This window comes from Desulfosarcina alkanivorans (assembly GCF_009688945.1).
Classification (GTDB): Bacteria; Desulfobacterota; Desulfobacteria; order Desulfobacterales; family Desulfosarcinaceae; genus Desulfosarcina; species Desulfosarcina alkanivorans.
Map to the genome: position 1 here is coordinate 3,120,222 of NZ_AP021874.1, position 16,218 is coordinate 3,136,439.

General features: G+C 58.3%; 16 protein-coding genes. 10 read left to right on the plus strand and 6 right to left on the minus strand.

Features of this window, described 5'->3' with window-relative positions; all coding sequences use genetic code 11:
- Nucleotides 1–18: 18 nt before the first annotated feature.
- On the minus strand, nt 19–1,713 hold the full coding sequence (locus DSCA_RS13765; RefSeq protein ID WP_155316972.1) for an acyl-CoA dehydrogenase: 1,695 nt from the start codon (nt 1,711–1,713) through the stop codon (nt 19–21).
- Nucleotides 1,714–1,915: 202 nt separating this feature from the next.
- Here DSCA_RS13765 and sfsA point away from each other — a divergent pair, with 202 nt between their 5' ends.
- Together sfsA and DSCA_RS13775 are read left to right on the plus strand one after the other, a co-directional pair.
- Nucleotides 1,916–2,659 carry a DNA/RNA nuclease SfsA gene (sfsA, locus tag DSCA_RS13770; protein WP_155316973.1) on the plus strand — a complete coding sequence of 248 codons (744 nt, stop codon included), beginning with the start codon at nt 1,916–1,918 and terminating at the stop codon, nt 2,657–2,659.
- A gap of 255 nt (nt 2,660–2,914) precedes the next feature.
- Nucleotides 2,915–3,343 (plus strand): response regulator, encoded by a 429-nt coding sequence (locus tag DSCA_RS13775; RefSeq protein ID WP_155316974.1) that lies wholly within the window; start codon nt 2,915–2,917, stop codon nt 3,341–3,343.
- Nucleotides 3,344–3,440: 97 nt separating this feature from the next.
- Here the strand turns inward: DSCA_RS13775 and ahbA are convergent, their stop codons facing one another.
- From ahbA to resB, 3 genes are all read right to left on the minus strand, one after another.
- Complete coding sequence (gene ahbA, locus DSCA_RS13780) at nt 3,441–3,899, minus strand: siroheme decarboxylase subunit alpha (RefSeq protein ID WP_197904790.1); 459 nt, start codon at nt 3,897–3,899, stop codon at nt 3,441–3,443.
- 192 nt (nt 3,900–4,091) lie between these two features.
- Complete coding sequence (ccsB, locus tag DSCA_RS13785) at nt 4,092–4,931, minus strand: c-type cytochrome biogenesis protein CcsB (RefSeq protein WP_155316975.1); 840 nt, start codon at nt 4,929–4,931, stop codon at nt 4,092–4,094.
- 25 nt (nt 4,932–4,956) lie between these two features.
- Nucleotides 4,957–6,381 (minus strand): cytochrome c biogenesis protein ResB, encoded by a 1,425-nt coding sequence (resB, locus tag DSCA_RS13790; protein ID WP_167527770.1) that lies wholly within the window; start codon nt 6,379–6,381, stop codon nt 4,957–4,959.
- A 585-nt stretch (nt 6,382–6,966) separates the two neighbouring features.
- Here resB and DSCA_RS13795 point away from each other — a divergent pair.
- The 6 genes from DSCA_RS13795 to DSCA_RS13820 all read left to right on the plus strand — a co-directional run bounded on the left by DSCA_RS13795 (nt 6,967) and on the right by DSCA_RS13820 (nt 12,879).
- Nucleotides 6,967–7,578, plus strand: coding sequence for an FmdE family protein (locus tag DSCA_RS13795; protein WP_155316977.1), 612 nt, complete (start codon nt 6,967–6,969; stop codon nt 7,576–7,578).
- Between the two features lie 29 nt (nt 7,579–7,607).
- Nucleotides 7,608–8,678 carry a molybdopterin-binding protein gene (locus DSCA_RS13800; protein ID WP_231716484.1) on the plus strand — a complete coding sequence of 357 codons (1,071 nt, stop codon included), beginning with the start codon at nt 7,608–7,610 and terminating at the stop codon, nt 8,676–8,678.
- Nucleotides 8,679–9,440: a DUF364 domain-containing protein gene (locus DSCA_RS13805; RefSeq protein WP_155316978.1), complete on the plus strand. Its 762-nt coding sequence runs from the start codon at nt 8,679–8,681 to the stop codon at nt 9,438–9,440. It begins immediately after the preceding gene.
- Between the two features lie 287 nt (nt 9,441–9,727).
- Nucleotides 9,728–10,528, plus strand: coding sequence for a 4Fe-4S binding protein (locus DSCA_RS13810; protein ID WP_155316979.1), 801 nt, complete (start codon nt 9,728–9,730; stop codon nt 10,526–10,528).
- Nucleotides 10,516–11,328, plus strand: coding sequence for a TIGR02757 family protein (locus DSCA_RS13815; RefSeq protein ID WP_155316980.1), 813 nt, complete (start codon nt 10,516–10,518; stop codon nt 11,326–11,328). The genes DSCA_RS13810 and DSCA_RS13815 overlap by 13 nt, the downstream gene beginning before the upstream one ends.
- Nucleotides 11,329–11,529: 201 nt before the next feature.
- The gene (locus DSCA_RS13820; protein ID WP_155316981.1) at nt 11,530–12,879 is read left to right on the plus strand and encodes a sigma-54 interaction domain-containing protein; all 1,350 of its coding nucleotides are present in this window, start codon (nt 11,530–11,532) and stop codon (nt 12,877–12,879) included.
- A gap of 190 nt (nt 12,880–13,069) precedes the next feature.
- Here DSCA_RS13820 and cooS read toward each other — a convergent pair whose 3' ends face one another.
- Together cooS and DSCA_RS13830 are read right to left on the minus strand one after the other, a co-directional pair.
- Nucleotides 13,070–15,043, minus strand: coding sequence for an anaerobic carbon-monoxide dehydrogenase catalytic subunit (gene cooS / locus DSCA_RS13825; protein WP_155316982.1), 1,974 nt, complete (start codon nt 15,041–15,043; stop codon nt 13,070–13,072).
- Nucleotides 15,044–15,243: 200 nt separating this feature from the next.
- Nucleotides 15,244–15,495: a hypothetical protein gene (locus DSCA_RS13830; protein ID WP_155316983.1), complete on the minus strand. Its 252-nt coding sequence runs from the start codon at nt 15,493–15,495 to the stop codon at nt 15,244–15,246.
- 122 nt (nt 15,496–15,617) lie between these two features.
- Between DSCA_RS13830 and DSCA_RS13835 the strand changes: the two genes are divergently transcribed.
- Both DSCA_RS13835 and DSCA_RS13840 read left to right on the plus strand, forming a co-directional pair.
- A complete protein-coding gene (locus DSCA_RS13835) occupies nt 15,618–15,872 on the plus strand; it encodes a glutaredoxin family protein (protein WP_155316984.1) in 255 nt (84 codons plus the stop codon).
- The gene (locus DSCA_RS13840) at nt 15,872–16,204 is read left to right on the plus strand and encodes a ferredoxin-thioredoxin reductase catalytic domain-containing protein (RefSeq protein ID WP_155316985.1); all 333 of its coding nucleotides are present in this window, start codon (nt 15,872–15,874) and stop codon (nt 16,202–16,204) included. The genes DSCA_RS13835 and DSCA_RS13840 overlap by 1 nt, the downstream gene beginning before the upstream one ends.
- The last annotated feature ends 14 nt before the right edge of the window (nt 16,205–16,218 follow it).

Below are 16,218 nucleotides of genomic sequence, written 5' to 3' on the forward strand. Positions count from 1 at the left end.
GAATCCTTTTGATGGTTTTTAGTCGTTCATGCGGTATGCCCCTTTGAGGGCGTACACCTCTTTCTCCCAGATGCGGTTGAAGCGCTGCGGGTCGGCTACCGGCTTTTTGATCATCCGCATACAGACCGCCATCTGCGTGTCCGTACTGCTGGTCTTGCTGTAGAGCTGCAGGGCGAACCTGGAGAAATCCCGTACCATGAAATCGAAGATCTGGTCCATCAGGTCGTCCGCCACCCCTTCAATGCCCGCTTTTTCGATAAGCAGCTGGCCGTAGGCCACCAGGGTGAACAGCTCGCCCATGTTGAGCAGAAAATCGATGTCCTTGATCTGTTCCCGGTCCGGTGCGGCGGTGGCCAGCAGTTCCACCAGCAGGTCGATCTGCTCCTTGAATACCCGGACGTTGGGAAGATCGATGCTGTCGTAGGCAATATGGTAATCGTGGAACTGGATTTTACCCAGCCCCTTGGTGGGGCCCTGGTTGAAGAGGAAATCATCATGGACCGCCGCGTCCATTTTCCCGATTTCCGGGAACTGGCCGGGATTGAAAAAGTAGTTGGCCATGAACTTGACGATCAGGGCCATGTTCACATGGACAGTGCCTTCCAGCTTGGGCAGGGCGCGGATGTCCCGGGCCGCCATTTCGAAGTAGGTGTCCTTTTCAAAGCCCTTGGCCGCGATCACGTCCCACAGCAGGTTGATCACCTCCTCGCCCTGGGTGGTCACCTTCATCTTCACCATGGGGTTGTAGAGCAGATAGCGCCGGTCGTCGGCCGACGCACTGCGCATGTAGTCCGCAGCCCGGGAAGCAAACATGCGCATGGCGCACAAACGCGCATAGGCATCCACAAACAGCTGGCGGATGTGGGGGAAATCGGTCACATAATGATGGAACAGGTAGCGGCCGGCCGCATGGTCGATGGCCTCGTAAAACGCGTGGGTGCAGATGCCGATGGAGGCCCAGCCCAGGTTGTACTTGCCCACGTTGATGGTGTTCAGGGAGGAGTCCCATGCCTCACTGCCCGTGGTGAGGATGTCGTCGTCGGTCAAGGGGTAGCCATGAAGGGCGTACTCGGAGACGTACATCTGGGAGTTGACCACATTCTGGACGCATTCGTAGCAGTCGTGTTTGGGGTCCACGACGAAAAAGGCGTATTCATCGGTTTCCGAATTCTTGGCAAACGTGGAGACCAGGGCCGCCTCATTGCCGTTGCCGATGTAGTACTTGCCGCCGTCGGCCCGGTATTGCCCGTCACCCATGGGCGTCAGGGCCATATCACTGGCGTACAGGTCGGCACCGTGCTCTTTTTCCGACAGGCCGAAGGCGAAAATGCCGCCGTCTTCCAGCAGTCTGGCGGTCTTTTCCTTGACCGCTTCGTTTTTGCCCATCCAGATGGGGCCCAGACCCAGAATGGACACCTGCCAGGCGTACCAGTAGGCCAGGCTGTAAAAACCGAGGATCTCGTTGAAATCCATGTTGCGAAAGGTGTCCCAGCGGCATCCCTCGCCGCCGTATGGGGTCGGGGTCAGCAGGGAGGCGAAGATCCCCTCTTTTTTGACGAACTGCAGGAAATCGTCGTACCAGACCCGTTCGTGGTCGTCTTCCTTGAGCTTTTTCTTGCCCTTGGTTTCAAAAAAATCGATGGTCTTTTTCATGATCTCCCTGGATCGCCGGTCCAGGTGGTCGAACTGCGCCTTCTTGGGATTGAACAGCATGGGTAGCCCTCCTCACAACGCTTTTTTCCGCACACGTCAACCGTGCGGATGTTTCCCGGCCATGGGAGACCGGTCATGTTGGCAACGTTAACATTGTTCACCTATCCCAGAAAAAGAGGTCCTGTCAATGGATTACTGGCCAAACCGCCCGCCGTCTGTTATTTTGTCGCCCACCGATGTCAACGCAACCGAAAGGCGATAAATGACAGAGCCCGACAGCCCTGACAAAATGGGGATGATCCCCTGGCCGGAATTGATCCCCGGGACGTTGATCCGGCGCTACAAACGGTTTCTTGCGGACGTCCGTCTGGACAGCGGGGAAACCGTTACCGCCCACTGCCCCAACTCGGGAAGCATGACGGCCTGCTGCCAGCCGGGCCGGCCGGTTTATCTCTCCTGTCACGACAATCCCAGACGCAAGCTCAAGTATACCTGGGAACTGATACACATGCCCGGATCCCTGGTAGGGGTGAACACCCAGATACCCAACCGGCTCACCGCCCACGCCATTGAGACGGGCGATGTGGCTGAATTGAGCGGCTACGACACGCTCAGGCGCGAAGTCCCCGCGGGCAGACACTCGCGGATCGACATCCTGCTGGAGTCAGAGGATCGCCGCCCCTGCTACGTGGAGGTCAAAAACTGCACCCTGGTAAACGGCGGCGCGGCCACGTTTCCCGATGCGGTGACCGTTCGGGGCCAAAAGCATCTGGTCGAACTCCAGGACCTGGTGGCCGCCGGATATCGATGCGCCATGTTTTTCCTGATTCAACGCATGGACGCCCGATCCTTTTCGCCCGCCGACCACATCGATCCCCAGTACGGGAAAAAGCTGCGTCAGGCATCGCAAAACGGCGTAGAGATCCTGGTATACGATGTCTGGATCGATCTTCACGGCATCCGGCTGAACCGGCGGATCCCCTATGAACTGGGGCCGCTGCCCTGAACGATAGAAGGCCTCCTGGCCGGTGCACGCCAAAAGTGGCATTCGGAAAATCACCGCCCGGCAGGTTTCCAGCATGCCGGGCAGACCGTCGGGGATGGCTGCGCCTGTTAAAATTAAGTTTGAAATTTCAGGGATTTTGGACTATTATACCGCCTGGTTAAGCCAAGTTTGACCGCTGCCAGACAGGATCCGGACCGGTTCGCCACCCGGGTCACCGCCTTCAGGATACCGAAGTAAAACGATGAGGACGCTGCAATGAATAGCGATGCCGCCGGCAATACAAAACAAGGCCTAAAGGTGCTCCTGGTTGACGATGAAAAGATGGTGCTCGAGGTGGGGAAAGCCATCCTCCAGCGGCTGGGCCATGAAGTCGTTGCCGCCGAGAGCGGAGAGGAGGCCCTGGAGCAGTTCGGCCGGCAGGCCGAATCCATCGGATGCGTGGTATTGGACCTGACCATGCCGGGAATGAACGGCAGGGCGACATTCCAGGCATTGCGGGAACTGAACCCCGAACTGCCCATCATCATTGCCAGCGGCCTGGCCGCCGACCAGGTTGCCGGTCATTTCGACGACATGCCGCCGACAGCCGTTATCCAGAAACCCTACCAGATTGCCGATCTCTCGAACACGATCCAGCGCATTCTCCAGGACAGCCCGTCATGCGCACCGCCGCCAACCGGCTGATCCGCCCCTGCACGGAAAAAAGGGGTCCCCCGCAACCATCCTTGTGGAGGACGATGCCTCGCAGGGATATCAAAAAACAACCGACAGTGGACCAACATCAGACATCGAACTTGGCCTTGATCTTGAAAACGTGGGTGGCGGGCAGATTGAGGATCCGCTCGACGCCAGTTTTCTCGGCTATCCGGGCCAGATTCTCACGGATCACGGCCATGGATGGGGCGATAAAGGTGAACCACACGTTGAATGAATTTTCCCGAAGGTAGTTGTGGGTCACCCCGGGAAAACCGTTTACCGTCCGGGCAAACAACTCCAGCTTCTCTTCGGGAACCCGGGCCGTGCACAGGGTGCTGACGAACCCGACCTTTCCCGGAACGAAGTTCCCGCCGATTCGCCGGATGATGCCTTTTTCCTTGAGCCGCGAGACCCGCTTGAGCACCCTGGCCTCGGTGGTTCCCAGTTCCCGGGCAATGGACGCGAAGGGCCGGGGGGTCAACGGGAATCGTGTCTGAATACGATTAAGAATCGTTTTGTCCAGTTGATCCATTTCTATAGTCATATCAGAGTAATCCCTCAATCGATGGTGTCTTTCCAAAGGTGGTGGCCTGTGGGTCCCCGCTGTCCGGGATCTACGACACGCCAAGGCCGCAGCATTTTTCCAACCGCAGGCGCAGCAGCGCTACGTCGAGGATTGCAAAATTGTGAGCACACCGGCATGAGCCGCAAGATGCCATCTCTGAATAGACACACGCTATACTTTTCCATAACTGTGAAGCCCCGGCAGCAGGTTGACGCCGAAATAAGTGAACAGCACCGCCGCAAAACCGACGAGGGACAGATAGGCGATCTGCTTTCCCTGCCACCCGCGCATGAGGCGGGCATGCAGCAGGCTGGCATAGATGAACCAGGTGATCAGGGACCAGGTTTCTTTGGGGTCCCAGGACCAGTAACTGCCCCAGGCGGAGTTGGCCCACACCGCGCCGGTGATGATCCCGCCGGTGAGAAAAAGAAACCCGAACAGCACCATCTGGTGGGTCAGTTCATCGAGCACATCCAGTTTGGGAATATGACCGATGATCCCCCCGCCCTTTTCAGGATCCCTTGCCTTGATCAGGTACATGATGCTCATCCCGAAGGCGATGGCAAAGGCGGCGTAGCCGAAAAAACAGGTGGCGACATGGGCGATAAGCCAGTTGCTCTTCAGGGCCGGCACCAGCGGTTGGATGCGGTCGCTGATATTGGGCGACATGGATGCGTAAGCCATGGCCAGAAATACAATCGGCGTGACAAAGGCACCGATCAGCGCGTTCTTGTATTTAAACTCCAGGAAGAGGTAGATCACGCCGGCCGTCCATGAGAAAAACACCAGCGATTCATACAGGTTGGAAAGTGGTGCGTGCCCGATTCCCATCTGGTAGGACTCCACCCAGCGCAGAAGGAGGCCGGCGGTGGTCACCAGCACAGCCGCCAATACCGTCCATCGGGCAGGCACGGTCAACCGGGTTCTCCTGAAAATCAGGGCCGCCAGGTAAAAAAACGCGGCCAGAGCAAAAACAAAGGTCGAAATGGAGAGTAGCTGTGAACTGCTCATAGGCAATGTTGAACTCCTTTTTGTGTCAAAGGGCCTCGGTCATGGCGGTATAAATCTTCTCGGTGGTATTTTTCATGGCCAGCTTGTTGCGGTTGGCCGTAACGGCGAAGGTGACCCGACTGTTGTTACGAAGCTGCTCGATCACGATGCACACCTGCTGGTGAGACAGGTAAAACGTCACGAAGCAGCCGGCCAGCATCAAGATAAACCCGGTGTAGACCAGCCACACGCCGGGATCACGCGTCACCTGCAGGCCGGTATAATAGCGCTCCCCGGCGGGCTGCTGGGGTACAAATTTCTCCTGGGGCTGGTTGGCCACGGCAATGATCACATCGCCGCCGCGCATCTTGTCGAAATTGGCAAACTTCAGGGGAAGCAGTATTTCCACCGTTTCACCGGTCGCCGGGGTGAGCAGTCCCTTCAGGGCCGCCCCCACATCCATTTCGCGGAAGGCGGCGTCCGCCTCATAGGACATGAAGACAAACTTTCCCAGGCCCTCCGGAATGGTTACCGGTTCGCCCACCCTGGCGGTCAGGGTGTAGCTCATGCCCGATGCACGGCTGGTAAAACTGAGGGAATAGGCGTCCGCCGGTCCGGAATCCGGCACGACCGGCCGGGGCATCTTTTCGGGCGGCAGTTTTCCGTAACTGGACTGAAAGATATTGATTCCCCGGAAACGAAGGGGATCGTTGACGATGATGTCTTTTTGCTTCAGCGTCTTGCCCCCGTCGAGGATGGACAGCGAGGAGCGGTATTCTTTGGGGGCACCGGTTTCATACAACGTCAGGTTGAAGTCGTCACAGCGGATCTGAAAATCGAGGCGGTGAATCTGCCCCGTGTTGCGGATGCGGATGACATCCGTGGCTTCACCCTCGGGAATATTGACATACCCCTCGAAACCGAAAAAAGATCCGACCAGTCCGCCGACAAGCAGAAAAATCACGCTCAGGTGAACGACGTAGACCCCCAACCGGGACAAGCGCCCCTTTTCCCCATAGATCACCGCCCCGTCATCGGATCGGGTGACCCTGCAGTGGCGGTAGCGGCGGGCAATCAGCGGCTCAAAGCGTTTAACCAGTTCCCCGGCATCCCGCTTGTCGGTGAAAGTCCGGGCGTCCGACCGCCGGGTAAATCGCTCCGGGCGAACCTTGGGATGCCGGTTGAAAATCAGCCGCCAGCTGCCGCTGAGCCGGTCAATGGAACAGACCACGATATTGACGGTCAAGAGCAGAAGCAGCCCCTGGAACCACCACGAGTGGTACATATCGAAAATTCCCAGGGTGCTGAGCAATTGGTAACGAAAGGCCCCGTAGGCATGCAGATAGGCGTCCGGGTTTTCGTTCTGGGGAATAACGGTGCCAATGATGGAGGTAAGCGCCAGAGACAGCAAAAGGACAATGGTCAGGGTGACGGAACAGAAAAATTTCCACAGTGGGTTCGCGTTCTTCAAAAACAGCTCCTTTTAGTATACGGCGGTTGCGTCCTTTCCGCTGAATCAGGGATCGGTGACCGCCTGCGGAAAGCACCTGCCGCAAGATGCGGGTCGCCATGCAAGGCACCGATTGCATAAAATAATGCCCGCACGGGCACGAAACCGTAAAATAACAACAGCTGGTGCCATGACAAGCCCGATGATCGCACCGAGGCGCTATTTAAACAGAAAATGGCCGGTTAAAAAAGCGTTATCTTCAATAACGGGAATTTGTTCTAAACGCCCTGGGGTCCGGGGAGGGAAGAAAACCGCCCGCCCCCGCCAAAGGGCATCTCCGCCATGAAACGCGCTGACTGGCCGGAATCAGAATTATAGGATGCTGGATCACGGCCAGGCCGGCTGCCACCGCTGCCGCGCGGCCAAAATCAGGGCATCGTGTTCAACCGCAGGTATGGGCTCCGGTTGTTGAGGATTGAAATCCCCGCCCAAGGCCGATTCTGGCCGAAATGCGCTGTTGTGAAGGTCGCAGGGTCGTGAAAAAGGTTTTTTTTGGGCCTGGGTTATGTTAATGCAGACATATTCAAAAAAAATACCGAGGAAGCCATGGACGATTTCAAAACGCTGCTCGAAGGCTCGGCCCGGGCCCACGGCCACCTGTGCCCCGGTCAGGTGGTGGGGGTGCGCATGGCCATGCTGGGGTGCCGGCTCATCGGCTTGGACAATCCCAGACAGCTGCCCCAGATCAAGAAACTGATCGTATACGTGGAAATTGACCGCTGTGCCACCGACGCCATCGCCTACGTCACCGGCGTCAAGCTGGGCCGCCGCTCCCTGAAATTTGTGGACAACGGCATCATGGCCGCCACCTTCGTCAACCTGGATGGCGGCAAGGCCTTCCGCATTGTTTCCACCGAGTCCTCGCGGGACCTGGCCCATGTTTATGCACCGGGCATCGAGGATGTCCGGCAGCAGCAGCGCGATGCGTATATGAACATGCCCGATGACGTGCTGTTCACCGTCATGCCGGTCTGGGTGGATGTGCCCGTGCACGATCTGCCGGGTCCCTCCCGGTTCAAGGCCCGCTGCGCGTCATGCGGGGCCACGATCCGTGACAAAAAGGAGATTCTGGTGGGCGACCGGGTACTCTGCCGCCCCTGCGCCCGGGGCACCTATTACCGGCCGCTTGAAAACCGCATGCAACTGAAAACCGCATAACGATCACTCATTCTGAAGGGAAAGCGTCCATGTGCCAGTCCCGCCACGCCCGCCGGATCAATGGCGGCATGACCAAAATTACTGTTGAAGAGGCTGTCGGCACCCGCCTGGCGCACGATATCACCGAGATCCGCCCCGGCGAATTCAAAGGCCCGTCCTTTCGGCGGGGGCACAAGGTTCAGGAACAGGATGTCTGCCGGCTCATGCGCCTGGGCAAGCGTCACCTGTACGTCCTGGACCTGGGTGCCGACCAGGTCCATGAAGACGACGCCGTGGTGGAGCTGGCCACGGCCCTGGCCGGCCCCGGCATCACCTTCGGCCGCAAGCCCAGTGAAGGCAAACTGCAGCTGACCGCCGCCTACACCGGCCTGCTGAAGATCAACACCGACGCCCTGGTGGCCTTCAACATGATTGCCGACGTCATGTGCGCGGCCATGCACAGCAACGTCCCCGTATCCCGGGGGCAGATCGTGGCCGGCACCCGGGCCATCCCCCTGGTTATCGACAGGTCGGTGCTCGACCGGGCCGTGGCGCTGGCCCGTGAGCAGGCACCCGTCTTCAGTGTCAAATACTATCCGCTTAAAAAAATCCGCCTGCTGATCACCGGCAATGAGGTCTACGATGGCCTCATCGAAGACCGGTTTGAATCCATCGTCAACCAGAAGCTGACCGCTTTCGGTGCATCCTTGCTTGAAACCGTGTTCCTGCCTGACGACGCCCGGCGGATTGCCGACACCGTGAAGCGGTTTGCCGCCTCGGACACGGACATGATCATTACCACCGGGGGTATGTCGGTGGACCCGGACGACGTGACCCGGCACGGTATCCGACAGGCGGGGGTGGATACCCTTTATTATGGTTCAGCCGTACTCCCGGGGGCCATGTTCCAGCTGGCCTACAGAGGGGAGATGCCCATCGTGGGCATCCCGGCCTGCGCCCTTTACCATCAAACGACGATTTTCGATCTGGTGCTGCCCCGGCTGCTGGCCGGGGAGCGGCTGGACGACCGGGACCTGGCCCGCTTTGCCGTTGGCGGCCTGTGCCTGGACTGCCCGGTGTGCCGGTATCCGGCGTGTCCTATGGGTAAAACCGGCTGTTAGATGGAACTGAATCGAAAACTATACGCCTGCATGTCCGCCGCGGCAGCGCGGGTCACGATCGACCAGGTCACCATCGGTCTGGGGTATACGGCGGTAACCACCTCGGATGGGGGGATCGGTATCGCCGCCACATGCGTGGCCCGCGACGGCGGCTGCGCCGGCCAACGCGATGCCACCGATTTCGAAGGCCGGCCGGCCATCGACCTGCTTGGGCAGATAATGGAAGCGGCGCCCATGGGCCGAACCATGGCCCTGGCAACCGTCAATGCCCTGAACCACCGGTATGCACGCAAGCTGCCCGAAGATCCGGGCAACACCCTGCTTTTCGATCATTTCAACATCCGTTCCGGTGCCCGGGTGGCCATGGTCGGCTACTTCCCACCGCTGGTCCGCCGGTTGGAAAAACAAAAGATCTCCCTGTCGGTGGTCGACGATGCCAGGGGGATGGGGGACAAAAAAACCTTCTACGGGCAACTCGACGGCTGGGCCGATGTGCTGCTGATCACGGCCACCAGCATCATCAACAATTCCACGGAAACCGTTCTTGCCCACGCCGGACCGGACCTGAAAACCGTCCTGCTGGGCCCCTCCACACCCATGGTTCCGGAGGCATACGGCCACCTGCCCGTCCACATGCTTGCGGGGACTGACGTCACCGACGTGCAGGGGGCCCTGAAAATCGTTCGCCACGGTGGCGGCACCCGGGCCCTGAAACCCGTCTCGCGAAAAATTTATTGGCTGGCTGACACTGACCCTCGGTAGACTTGATACCCACCGCGATTTCAATCTTTCCCTTTCATTTTTCTGCCCGGGTATTAGTTTAGTCACGCAGTAAAAAGTTTTTACAGGCCACACATGTCCATGTGTCCGAAAGGTACCGAAAAGGCGTTGGAGCGGCTTCCAGACGCGATGCAACAGGATCATCGCGGCTGGAAGCCGCTCCAACGATAAACGACCCGGTTCTGATTGAGGCTTCCCTGGAAGCCGCATTTCCGGCGGGATCGCAAAAAATCCGAACACGAAACAGCGCCAAAAGGAAACCATCAACGATGCAATGGACCGATGAAGCCGACGCAGCCGTAAAAAAAGTACCCTTTTTCGTTCGCAAAAAAGTCCGCAGCCGGGTGGAAAAGGAAGTGACCGAAGCCGGAAAGACCCGGGTGACCCTGTCCGATGTGAAGACCACCCAGGCCCGATACCTCAAAAAAATGAGCAGCGAGGTCAAAGGCTACCAGCTGGATGCCTGCTTCGGCGGCAGTGGGTGTCCCCACCGGACCACCACCAGCGAAGTCCTGGTCGAACGGATCGAACGGGTCATGGCCGGCGCCGACCTGCTGGGTTTTCTGCGATCGCGGGTGCAGGGCGGCCTGAAGTTTCACCACGAATTTCGCATCAGCATTGCCGATTGCCCCAACGCCTGCTCCCAGCCCCAGATCAAGGACGTGGGCATCATCGGCGCGGCAACGCCCGAATTCACCGACATTCCCTGCACCGCCTGCGGCGCCTGCAGCGATGCATGCAAGGAAAACGCGGTCCAGCTGTCGGCGACCGGGGCGGCCGTCGCTGTCGACGCCGCCCGTTGCGTCCATTGCGGCAGTTGCATGGCCGCCTGTCCGACGGGAACGCTGACGACGGGCAAAAAGGGCTACCGGGTGCTGATCGGCGGCAAGCTGGGCCGCCATCCCCGTCTGGCGAGGGAACTGCCGGGCATTCACGATGCGGAAACCGTGGTGCGGATGATCGCTGATTTTCTGGCATTTTATAAATCCCGCAGCACGCATGGTCAGCGTTTTGCCCAACTGCTCACCGATGCGGATATCGACGCATTTACCGACAAATGGGCATCCTGAAACCGGTCACGCCGTCTCACCTTCTGGTGGACCGGCTGGAACAGATTTACCGGCAGTACCATCGACGGGCCTATGTCGACCCGGATCCCCTGACCTTTCTCTACGACTGGGACCATGTGAGAGATCGGGAAATCGTGGGGCTGGTGGCCGCCAGCCTGGCCTACGGCCGGGTGGTCCAGATCCTGAAAAGCGTGTCGGCGGTGCTGGAAAAAATCGGGCCGTCCCCCTACCATTTCGTCACCCGCCGGTCGCTGAAAAGCATGCGGGAGACCTTTTTGGGATTCCGGCACCGCTTTGCCGACGGAGACCAGATGGCAGCCCTGCTGTATGCCGCCGGTCGGGTTATCCGGCAGTTCGGCAGCCTGGAAAACGGGCTCGCCGAGGGCCTGGCGACGGACGGGAAAAACCTCCATGCAGCCCTCGGTCATTTATATCGCCAGCTGACCCGCGGCCGCAGCAGTCCCGGCCACCTGCTGCCGGACCCCGGCAAAGGCAGCGCCTGCAAACGGCTTCATCTCTATCTGCGCTGGATGGTCCGCAAGGATCAGGTGGATCCGGGCGGATGGCAATGTGTGGCACCGTCCGATCTGATCGTTCCTCTGGATATCCACATGCACACCGTCGGCCGCCGACTCGGATTTACCCGCAGGCGACAGGCCGACCTGCGCACGGCCCTTGAAATTACCGACGGCTTCAAGGAAATCTGTAGCCAAGACCCCGTCCGGTTCGACTTTTCCCTCACGCGGCTGGGCATCAGGTCAGAACTGGACATGACGAGCCTGCCTTTGCACCCGGCCTGACACCACCTGTCCGATCGCCTCCATTTCTATTGATCCCGACGGGTTCGGCCCGATATCGACCGGCTGGTGAGTATTCCATTTGGGTTGAACATTTCCACTATTGGTGTTATCTTGCCCTCGCTATTCACGGGTTGTCCGATTGTGGGCGGGCTTCGTTTCGTTATCCGTCACACCTGATTTCCGACTTCATGCAGAGCTAAAATGAGCGCCCTGACCATCGACCACATACTGTCCAACCGGAAAAATCTGGAGCGGATCCTGGACAACATGAAAGATGGCATCATCGCCCACGACCTGAACCGGCGTATTTTTTATTTCAACAAAGAGGCCGAAGCGATAACCGGGTACCGCAGGGAGGACGTCGTTGGCAAAGACTGTCATGAAGCCCTGGGCGGGCCTTTTTGCGGCAGCCGGTGTTCCTTTTGCGACGGGAACCCCATTTTTCTCGATACCGCCGAATACCCCGTCAACATTGTCACCCGTGATGGGGAACCCCGGCGGCTGGAAATGACGGCCACCATGATGCGTGACGAGCAGGACAGGGAAGTGGGCGTGCTGGCCACATTCAGAGATGTCACCGACCTTTTTGAACTGAGAGTCAAAGCCAGAGAAATGACCGGATTTTCCAATATCATCGGCTGCGACGACAAAATGGTGGATGTGTTCCGGCAGATCAAAGACGTCTCCGGCTACGACTACCCCGTGCACATCTTTGGTGAAACCGGTACCGGCAAGGAGCTGGTGGCCAATGCCATTCACGTGGAAAGCCTGCGGGCCGGGAGCCCCTTTGTTCCCATCAACTGCGGGGCGCTGCCCGAGGGCCTGATCGAAAGTGAGCTGTTCGGCCATGTGAAGGGTGCGTTTTCCGGAGCCATCCGGGACAAGAAAGGCCGGTTTGAGCTGGCCGACCAGGGCACCATTTTTCTCGATGAAATCGCCGAACTGCCCAAGCTGCTTCAGGTGAAGCTGCTGCGGTTCCTTCAGGAAGGGACTTTTGAGAAGGTCGGTGGAGAAAAAACCGTATCGGTGAATGTACGTGTGGTCAGTGCCACCAACAAAGATTTGAAAAAAGAAGTCAAAAAAGGAAGCTTCCGCGAGGACCTTTTTTACCGGCTCAACGTCATCCCCATCCACATACCTCCCATCCGGGAACGCAAATCCGACATCCCGCTGCTGGTGGACCACTTTCTGTCCCAGGCACCAACGATCAAGGGGCAACGCCCGGTCCGCATGGCCCAGGACGCCCTGAACGCCCTCATGGACTACACCTGGCCGGGCAACGTTCGCGAACTGCAAAACGCCGTCCAGTTTGCCATCGTCCGCTGCAAGGGCAAGGTCATCCGACCCGAAGACCTGCCCATTGAACTCAAGGGCATGGTTTGCGAGAAACCGAAACGCGGTCCCGTTCGCAAGCTGGATGCCGGACGGGTCAGGGCGGCGCTGACCAAAACCGGCGGAAACAAAGCCCGCGCGGCCAAAGTCCTGGGCGTCGGCCGGGCCACCTTGTACCGGTTTCTGGGCGACCACCCCCAGGTGCTGTCCGACGATTAGCCTTCCAGCACGAAATTACACCCTTTCGGTGGTCCATCCCATCCGAAAACAGGGACACGGTTATGCGAAACCGGCACGGCTGGCACCCGTTGTTGTGCCATTGCAGTGAACAGGCAAGGGTCGGAGTATATAAATAAAGGGGCTCGATACCGAGCCCCTTTGATTTTTGCTGATAACGTGAAACGTCCGGTTAGGCGGCGTCGATATCCCGCCGGTCGGACATGTCCATGAGCACACGCTCCCGGGCCTTGTCGATACCCAGGGCCTGGCGCTTTTTATCGATGTGGGCGATCATCATCCTGGCCATCTCGTGGGGATCGGGGTTGAACCCCCACTTGCCCATGCCCATCTCTTCCAGCCCTTCGAAGAGCAGTTTTTCGAAATTGGTGCCCTTGGTGACCGGAAATGTGACGCCGAAAACGGTATAGACGCCGGAAGCCACAAAGTACTGGCCGATGGCGATGGCCTTTTCACTCATGTATTCGGGGGCGGCACCCGCGACCGGCAGGTCGGCGATACTGTCCCCCAGGCCGCCGGTACGCACCATTTCGGAGCAGGCGATGAGGATGCGGGTATTGTCCACGCAGGACCCCAGGCCCAGAACGGGCGGCATGCCGACGGTTTCACAGACTTCAGCCAGTCCCGGTCCGGCCAGGGCGGCGGCTTCCGGAGAGGTCAGCCCGGCCTTGGCCAGTGCGATCTGCGAACAGCCCGTCTGGACCACCAGCACGTCGTTCTTGATCAGTTCCCTGACCAGTTCCACATGCACGTAATCCTGCTTCACACGCGGGTTGGTGCAGCCGACCACGCCGGCCACGCCACGGATGCGCCCGTTGATGATATTCTCGTTCAGCGGGGTATAGGACGCGCGGAAGGAACCGCCCAGCATGTAGTTGATGTACTCGTGAGAAAAACCGTGAACACCGATGCCCACTTTCTTGGGAATTTCGACGGGAAACTTGCGGTTTTTAAACCGGCTGATGGCGCGGATAACGATCTCGTCGGTGCACTTCTGGGGATTGTGCTCATCCAGTTCAATATGGGTGGCCCCCTCGAGATGGCAGCGCGGGTTGGTGGTAATCAGCTCTGTTTCATAACACTCGGCCACCTTGACCAGGCCCTGCTGGATACACTGGACGTCGACGGCCATGGCATCTACGGCGCCGGTCACCAGAATCGGTTCGGTGGAGGAAAAGTTGCCGGCATGGGGTATGCCGTGACGTGACATCACCTCTGCCCCGGAGCAGCACATACCGACCAGGTTGATGCCCTTGGCACCGGCCTCATTGGCCGACTCGAGCAGCGAGGGGGCATTGACCGATGCCAGCATGGATTCGAACAGGTTGGGCTCATGGCCATGCACGATCACATTGACGTGGTCCTCTTTGAGTACGCCCATGTTGACTTCCACGCTGACCGGAGACGGGGTGCCGAAAAGGATGTCGCTGATCTCGGTAGCGACCATCGAGCCTCCCCAGCCGTCAGCCAGCGCCGTCCGGCAGATCTGTTTGATCAGGTTGGTGTGGTCCTGGTCCATGCCGATGTGGGTGCGGCTCATCATCTCCATGATCTCACGCATGGCCCCCCGGGGGACAATGCCGTGCTTGCGCCACATCTCCAGTGTCTTCGGAGGAACACGCTTGGCAAAGGGAAGCTCCCCCTCCACCTGGGTATAGGTCTTTTCCAACTCGTGGTAGAGATCCATGGCAATGTCCTGGACACTGCGATCCTCGGTCTCGATGCCGATCTCCTTGGAAATCGATACCAGCTTGTTTACGTCCTTGATCCGGTAATCCTTGATTTTTCCTTGAACCACATCACGGAAAATGTCCAGCATGGCCATGCCGTGATCATTGTGGCAGGCGGTTCCGGTAGCAACCATGCGACCGAAGTTACGGGCCTGGATGGCATCGATGTTCGCCCCGCAGACGCCGACTTTTCCGTACGGATCTTTTGCATTCAGCCGGCAGGGCCCCATGAAGCAGTGCTTGCAGCAGGCCGAATCGGCACCGATGGGGCAGGCCTTCATACCGGCAGCCCTGTCAAACTGAGTTTCAACACCGTCGCGCCGGGCTTTGGCGAGCATCTGCTGGGTGGCATCGCAAATCGTCAGGTCCTTGAGTTCGATCTCTTTTTTGGGTTTTAAGGCTTTCTTCTCGACCATGGTCCCTCCTTCGTGGAAAGATTATGTGTGGGTAAAAAAATCACTGTCAATGACATCGGCTCATGATTTTATGGCTGAAAACGCTTCATCCGACGTGAAATCAAGTCAGGGTATTTGCAATGCATACGCCCTTATCAGGAATGATTACTGTTTCAAATAAAAAAATTATCGCCATCTGTCAAGCACTGTTTCCATTTTTCTCACTGTTTATCCCCCGGGTGCCGGGCTGCATGCCTCCCCTGTTCGGAGATAGGGTGAGATGCCGAGATGGCCGGGCACCCGGACCGACGGGTCGATAAAGCAACAATGGCAACGCGATTGGGCCGCCGGACAACGCAGCGATCCGGGATCGCCCCCGGCGATGGAACCGCCAGCGTATCCATGAACAGGGGTACTTCGTAAAATACCGCCGGATCGCTGCAGCCGGCCGTGTACATTGTGCCCGGTTTCACTGATTTCCCTTGACCGATTCACGGCGGACCTTTAAGGTAAGGGGCTCACCCACCCAACTGGTTGATAGGGTCGGGGCCATCAGCACGCGCATACGCCCCGCACCTATGGAAAGGATATGGTCATGTCTGAAAAACCTGTGAAAGTCTTTTCACTGAGCACCTGCAGCCATTGTAAATCCACCAAACGCCTGCTGGACGAATGTACCATTCAATATGATTTCGTGGATGTGGACCTGCTGGACGGAGAAGAACGCAAAGCCATTCTGGCCGATGTGAAAAAATTCAACCCGCGATGTTCGTTTCCCACGGTGATCATCGGCGACGAAGTCATCGTCGGTTACAAGGAAGACAAAATCAAGGAGGCGCTGGGACTGTGATGGATGCAACGGTTCTTTATGAAAAACTGAAAAAAGTGCAGGAGCCCAAAGGGTACTACTTCAGCAACAACCATGAACGGGTCATGGAACTGCTGGAGGCATTGCTCGTCAACAAGGAGCGCTACGGCTATATGGTCTGCCCCTGCCGGCTGGCTTCGGGGGACCGGGACAATGACCGCGATATCATCTGCCCCTGCGACTACCGGGAGCCCGATGTGGCCGAATTCGGGTCCTGTTACTGCAACCTTTATGTTTCCAGGCAGTGGAACGACGGCGACATCGATCAGGAATACGTGCCCGAGCGTCGGCCCCCTGAAAAAATGTTTTTCTAACGCCTGACGAACCG

Excerpts from the sequence above, each read along its gene's own strand:
- DSCA_RS13765 (WP_155316972.1), bottom strand. The coding sequence starts at position 1,713 with ATGCTGTTCAATCCCAAGAAGGCGCAGTTCGACCACCTGGACCGGCGA.
- sfsA (WP_155316973.1), top strand. The coding sequence starts at position 1,916 with ATGACAGAGCCCGACAGCCCTGACAAAATGGGGATGATCCCCTGGCCG.
- DSCA_RS13775 (WP_155316974.1), top strand. The coding sequence starts at position 2,915 with ATGAATAGCGATGCCGCCGGCAATACAAAACAAGGCCTAAAGGTGCTC.
- ahbA (WP_197904790.1), bottom strand. The coding sequence starts at position 3,899 with ATGACTATAGAAATGGATCAACTGGACAAAACGATTCTTAATCGTATT.
- ccsB (WP_155316975.1), bottom strand. The coding sequence starts at position 4,931 with ATGAGCAGTTCACAGCTACTCTCCATTTCGACCTTTGTTTTTGCTCTG.
- DSCA_RS13795 (WP_155316977.1), top strand. The coding sequence starts at position 6,967 with ATGGACGATTTCAAAACGCTGCTCGAAGGCTCGGCCCGGGCCCACGGC.
- DSCA_RS13800 (WP_231716484.1), top strand. The coding sequence starts at position 7,608 with ATGTGCCAGTCCCGCCACGCCCGCCGGATCAATGGCGGCATGACCAAA.
- DSCA_RS13805 (WP_155316978.1), top strand. The coding sequence starts at position 8,679 with ATGGAACTGAATCGAAAACTATACGCCTGCATGTCCGCCGCGGCAGCG.
- DSCA_RS13810 (WP_155316979.1), top strand. The coding sequence starts at position 9,728 with ATGCAATGGACCGATGAAGCCGACGCAGCCGTAAAAAAAGTACCCTTT.
- DSCA_RS13815 (WP_155316980.1), top strand. The coding sequence starts at position 10,516 with ATGGGCATCCTGAAACCGGTCACGCCGTCTCACCTTCTGGTGGACCGG.
- DSCA_RS13820 (WP_155316981.1), top strand. The coding sequence starts at position 11,530 with ATGAGCGCCCTGACCATCGACCACATACTGTCCAACCGGAAAAATCTG.
- cooS (WP_155316982.1), bottom strand. The coding sequence starts at position 15,043 with ATGGTCGAGAAGAAAGCCTTAAAACCCAAAAAAGAGATCGAACTCAAG.
- DSCA_RS13835 (WP_155316984.1), top strand. The coding sequence starts at position 15,618 with ATGTCTGAAAAACCTGTGAAAGTCTTTTCACTGAGCACCTGCAGCCAT.
- DSCA_RS13840 (WP_155316985.1), top strand. The coding sequence starts at position 15,872 with ATGGATGCAACGGTTCTTTATGAAAAACTGAAAAAAGTGCAGGAGCCC.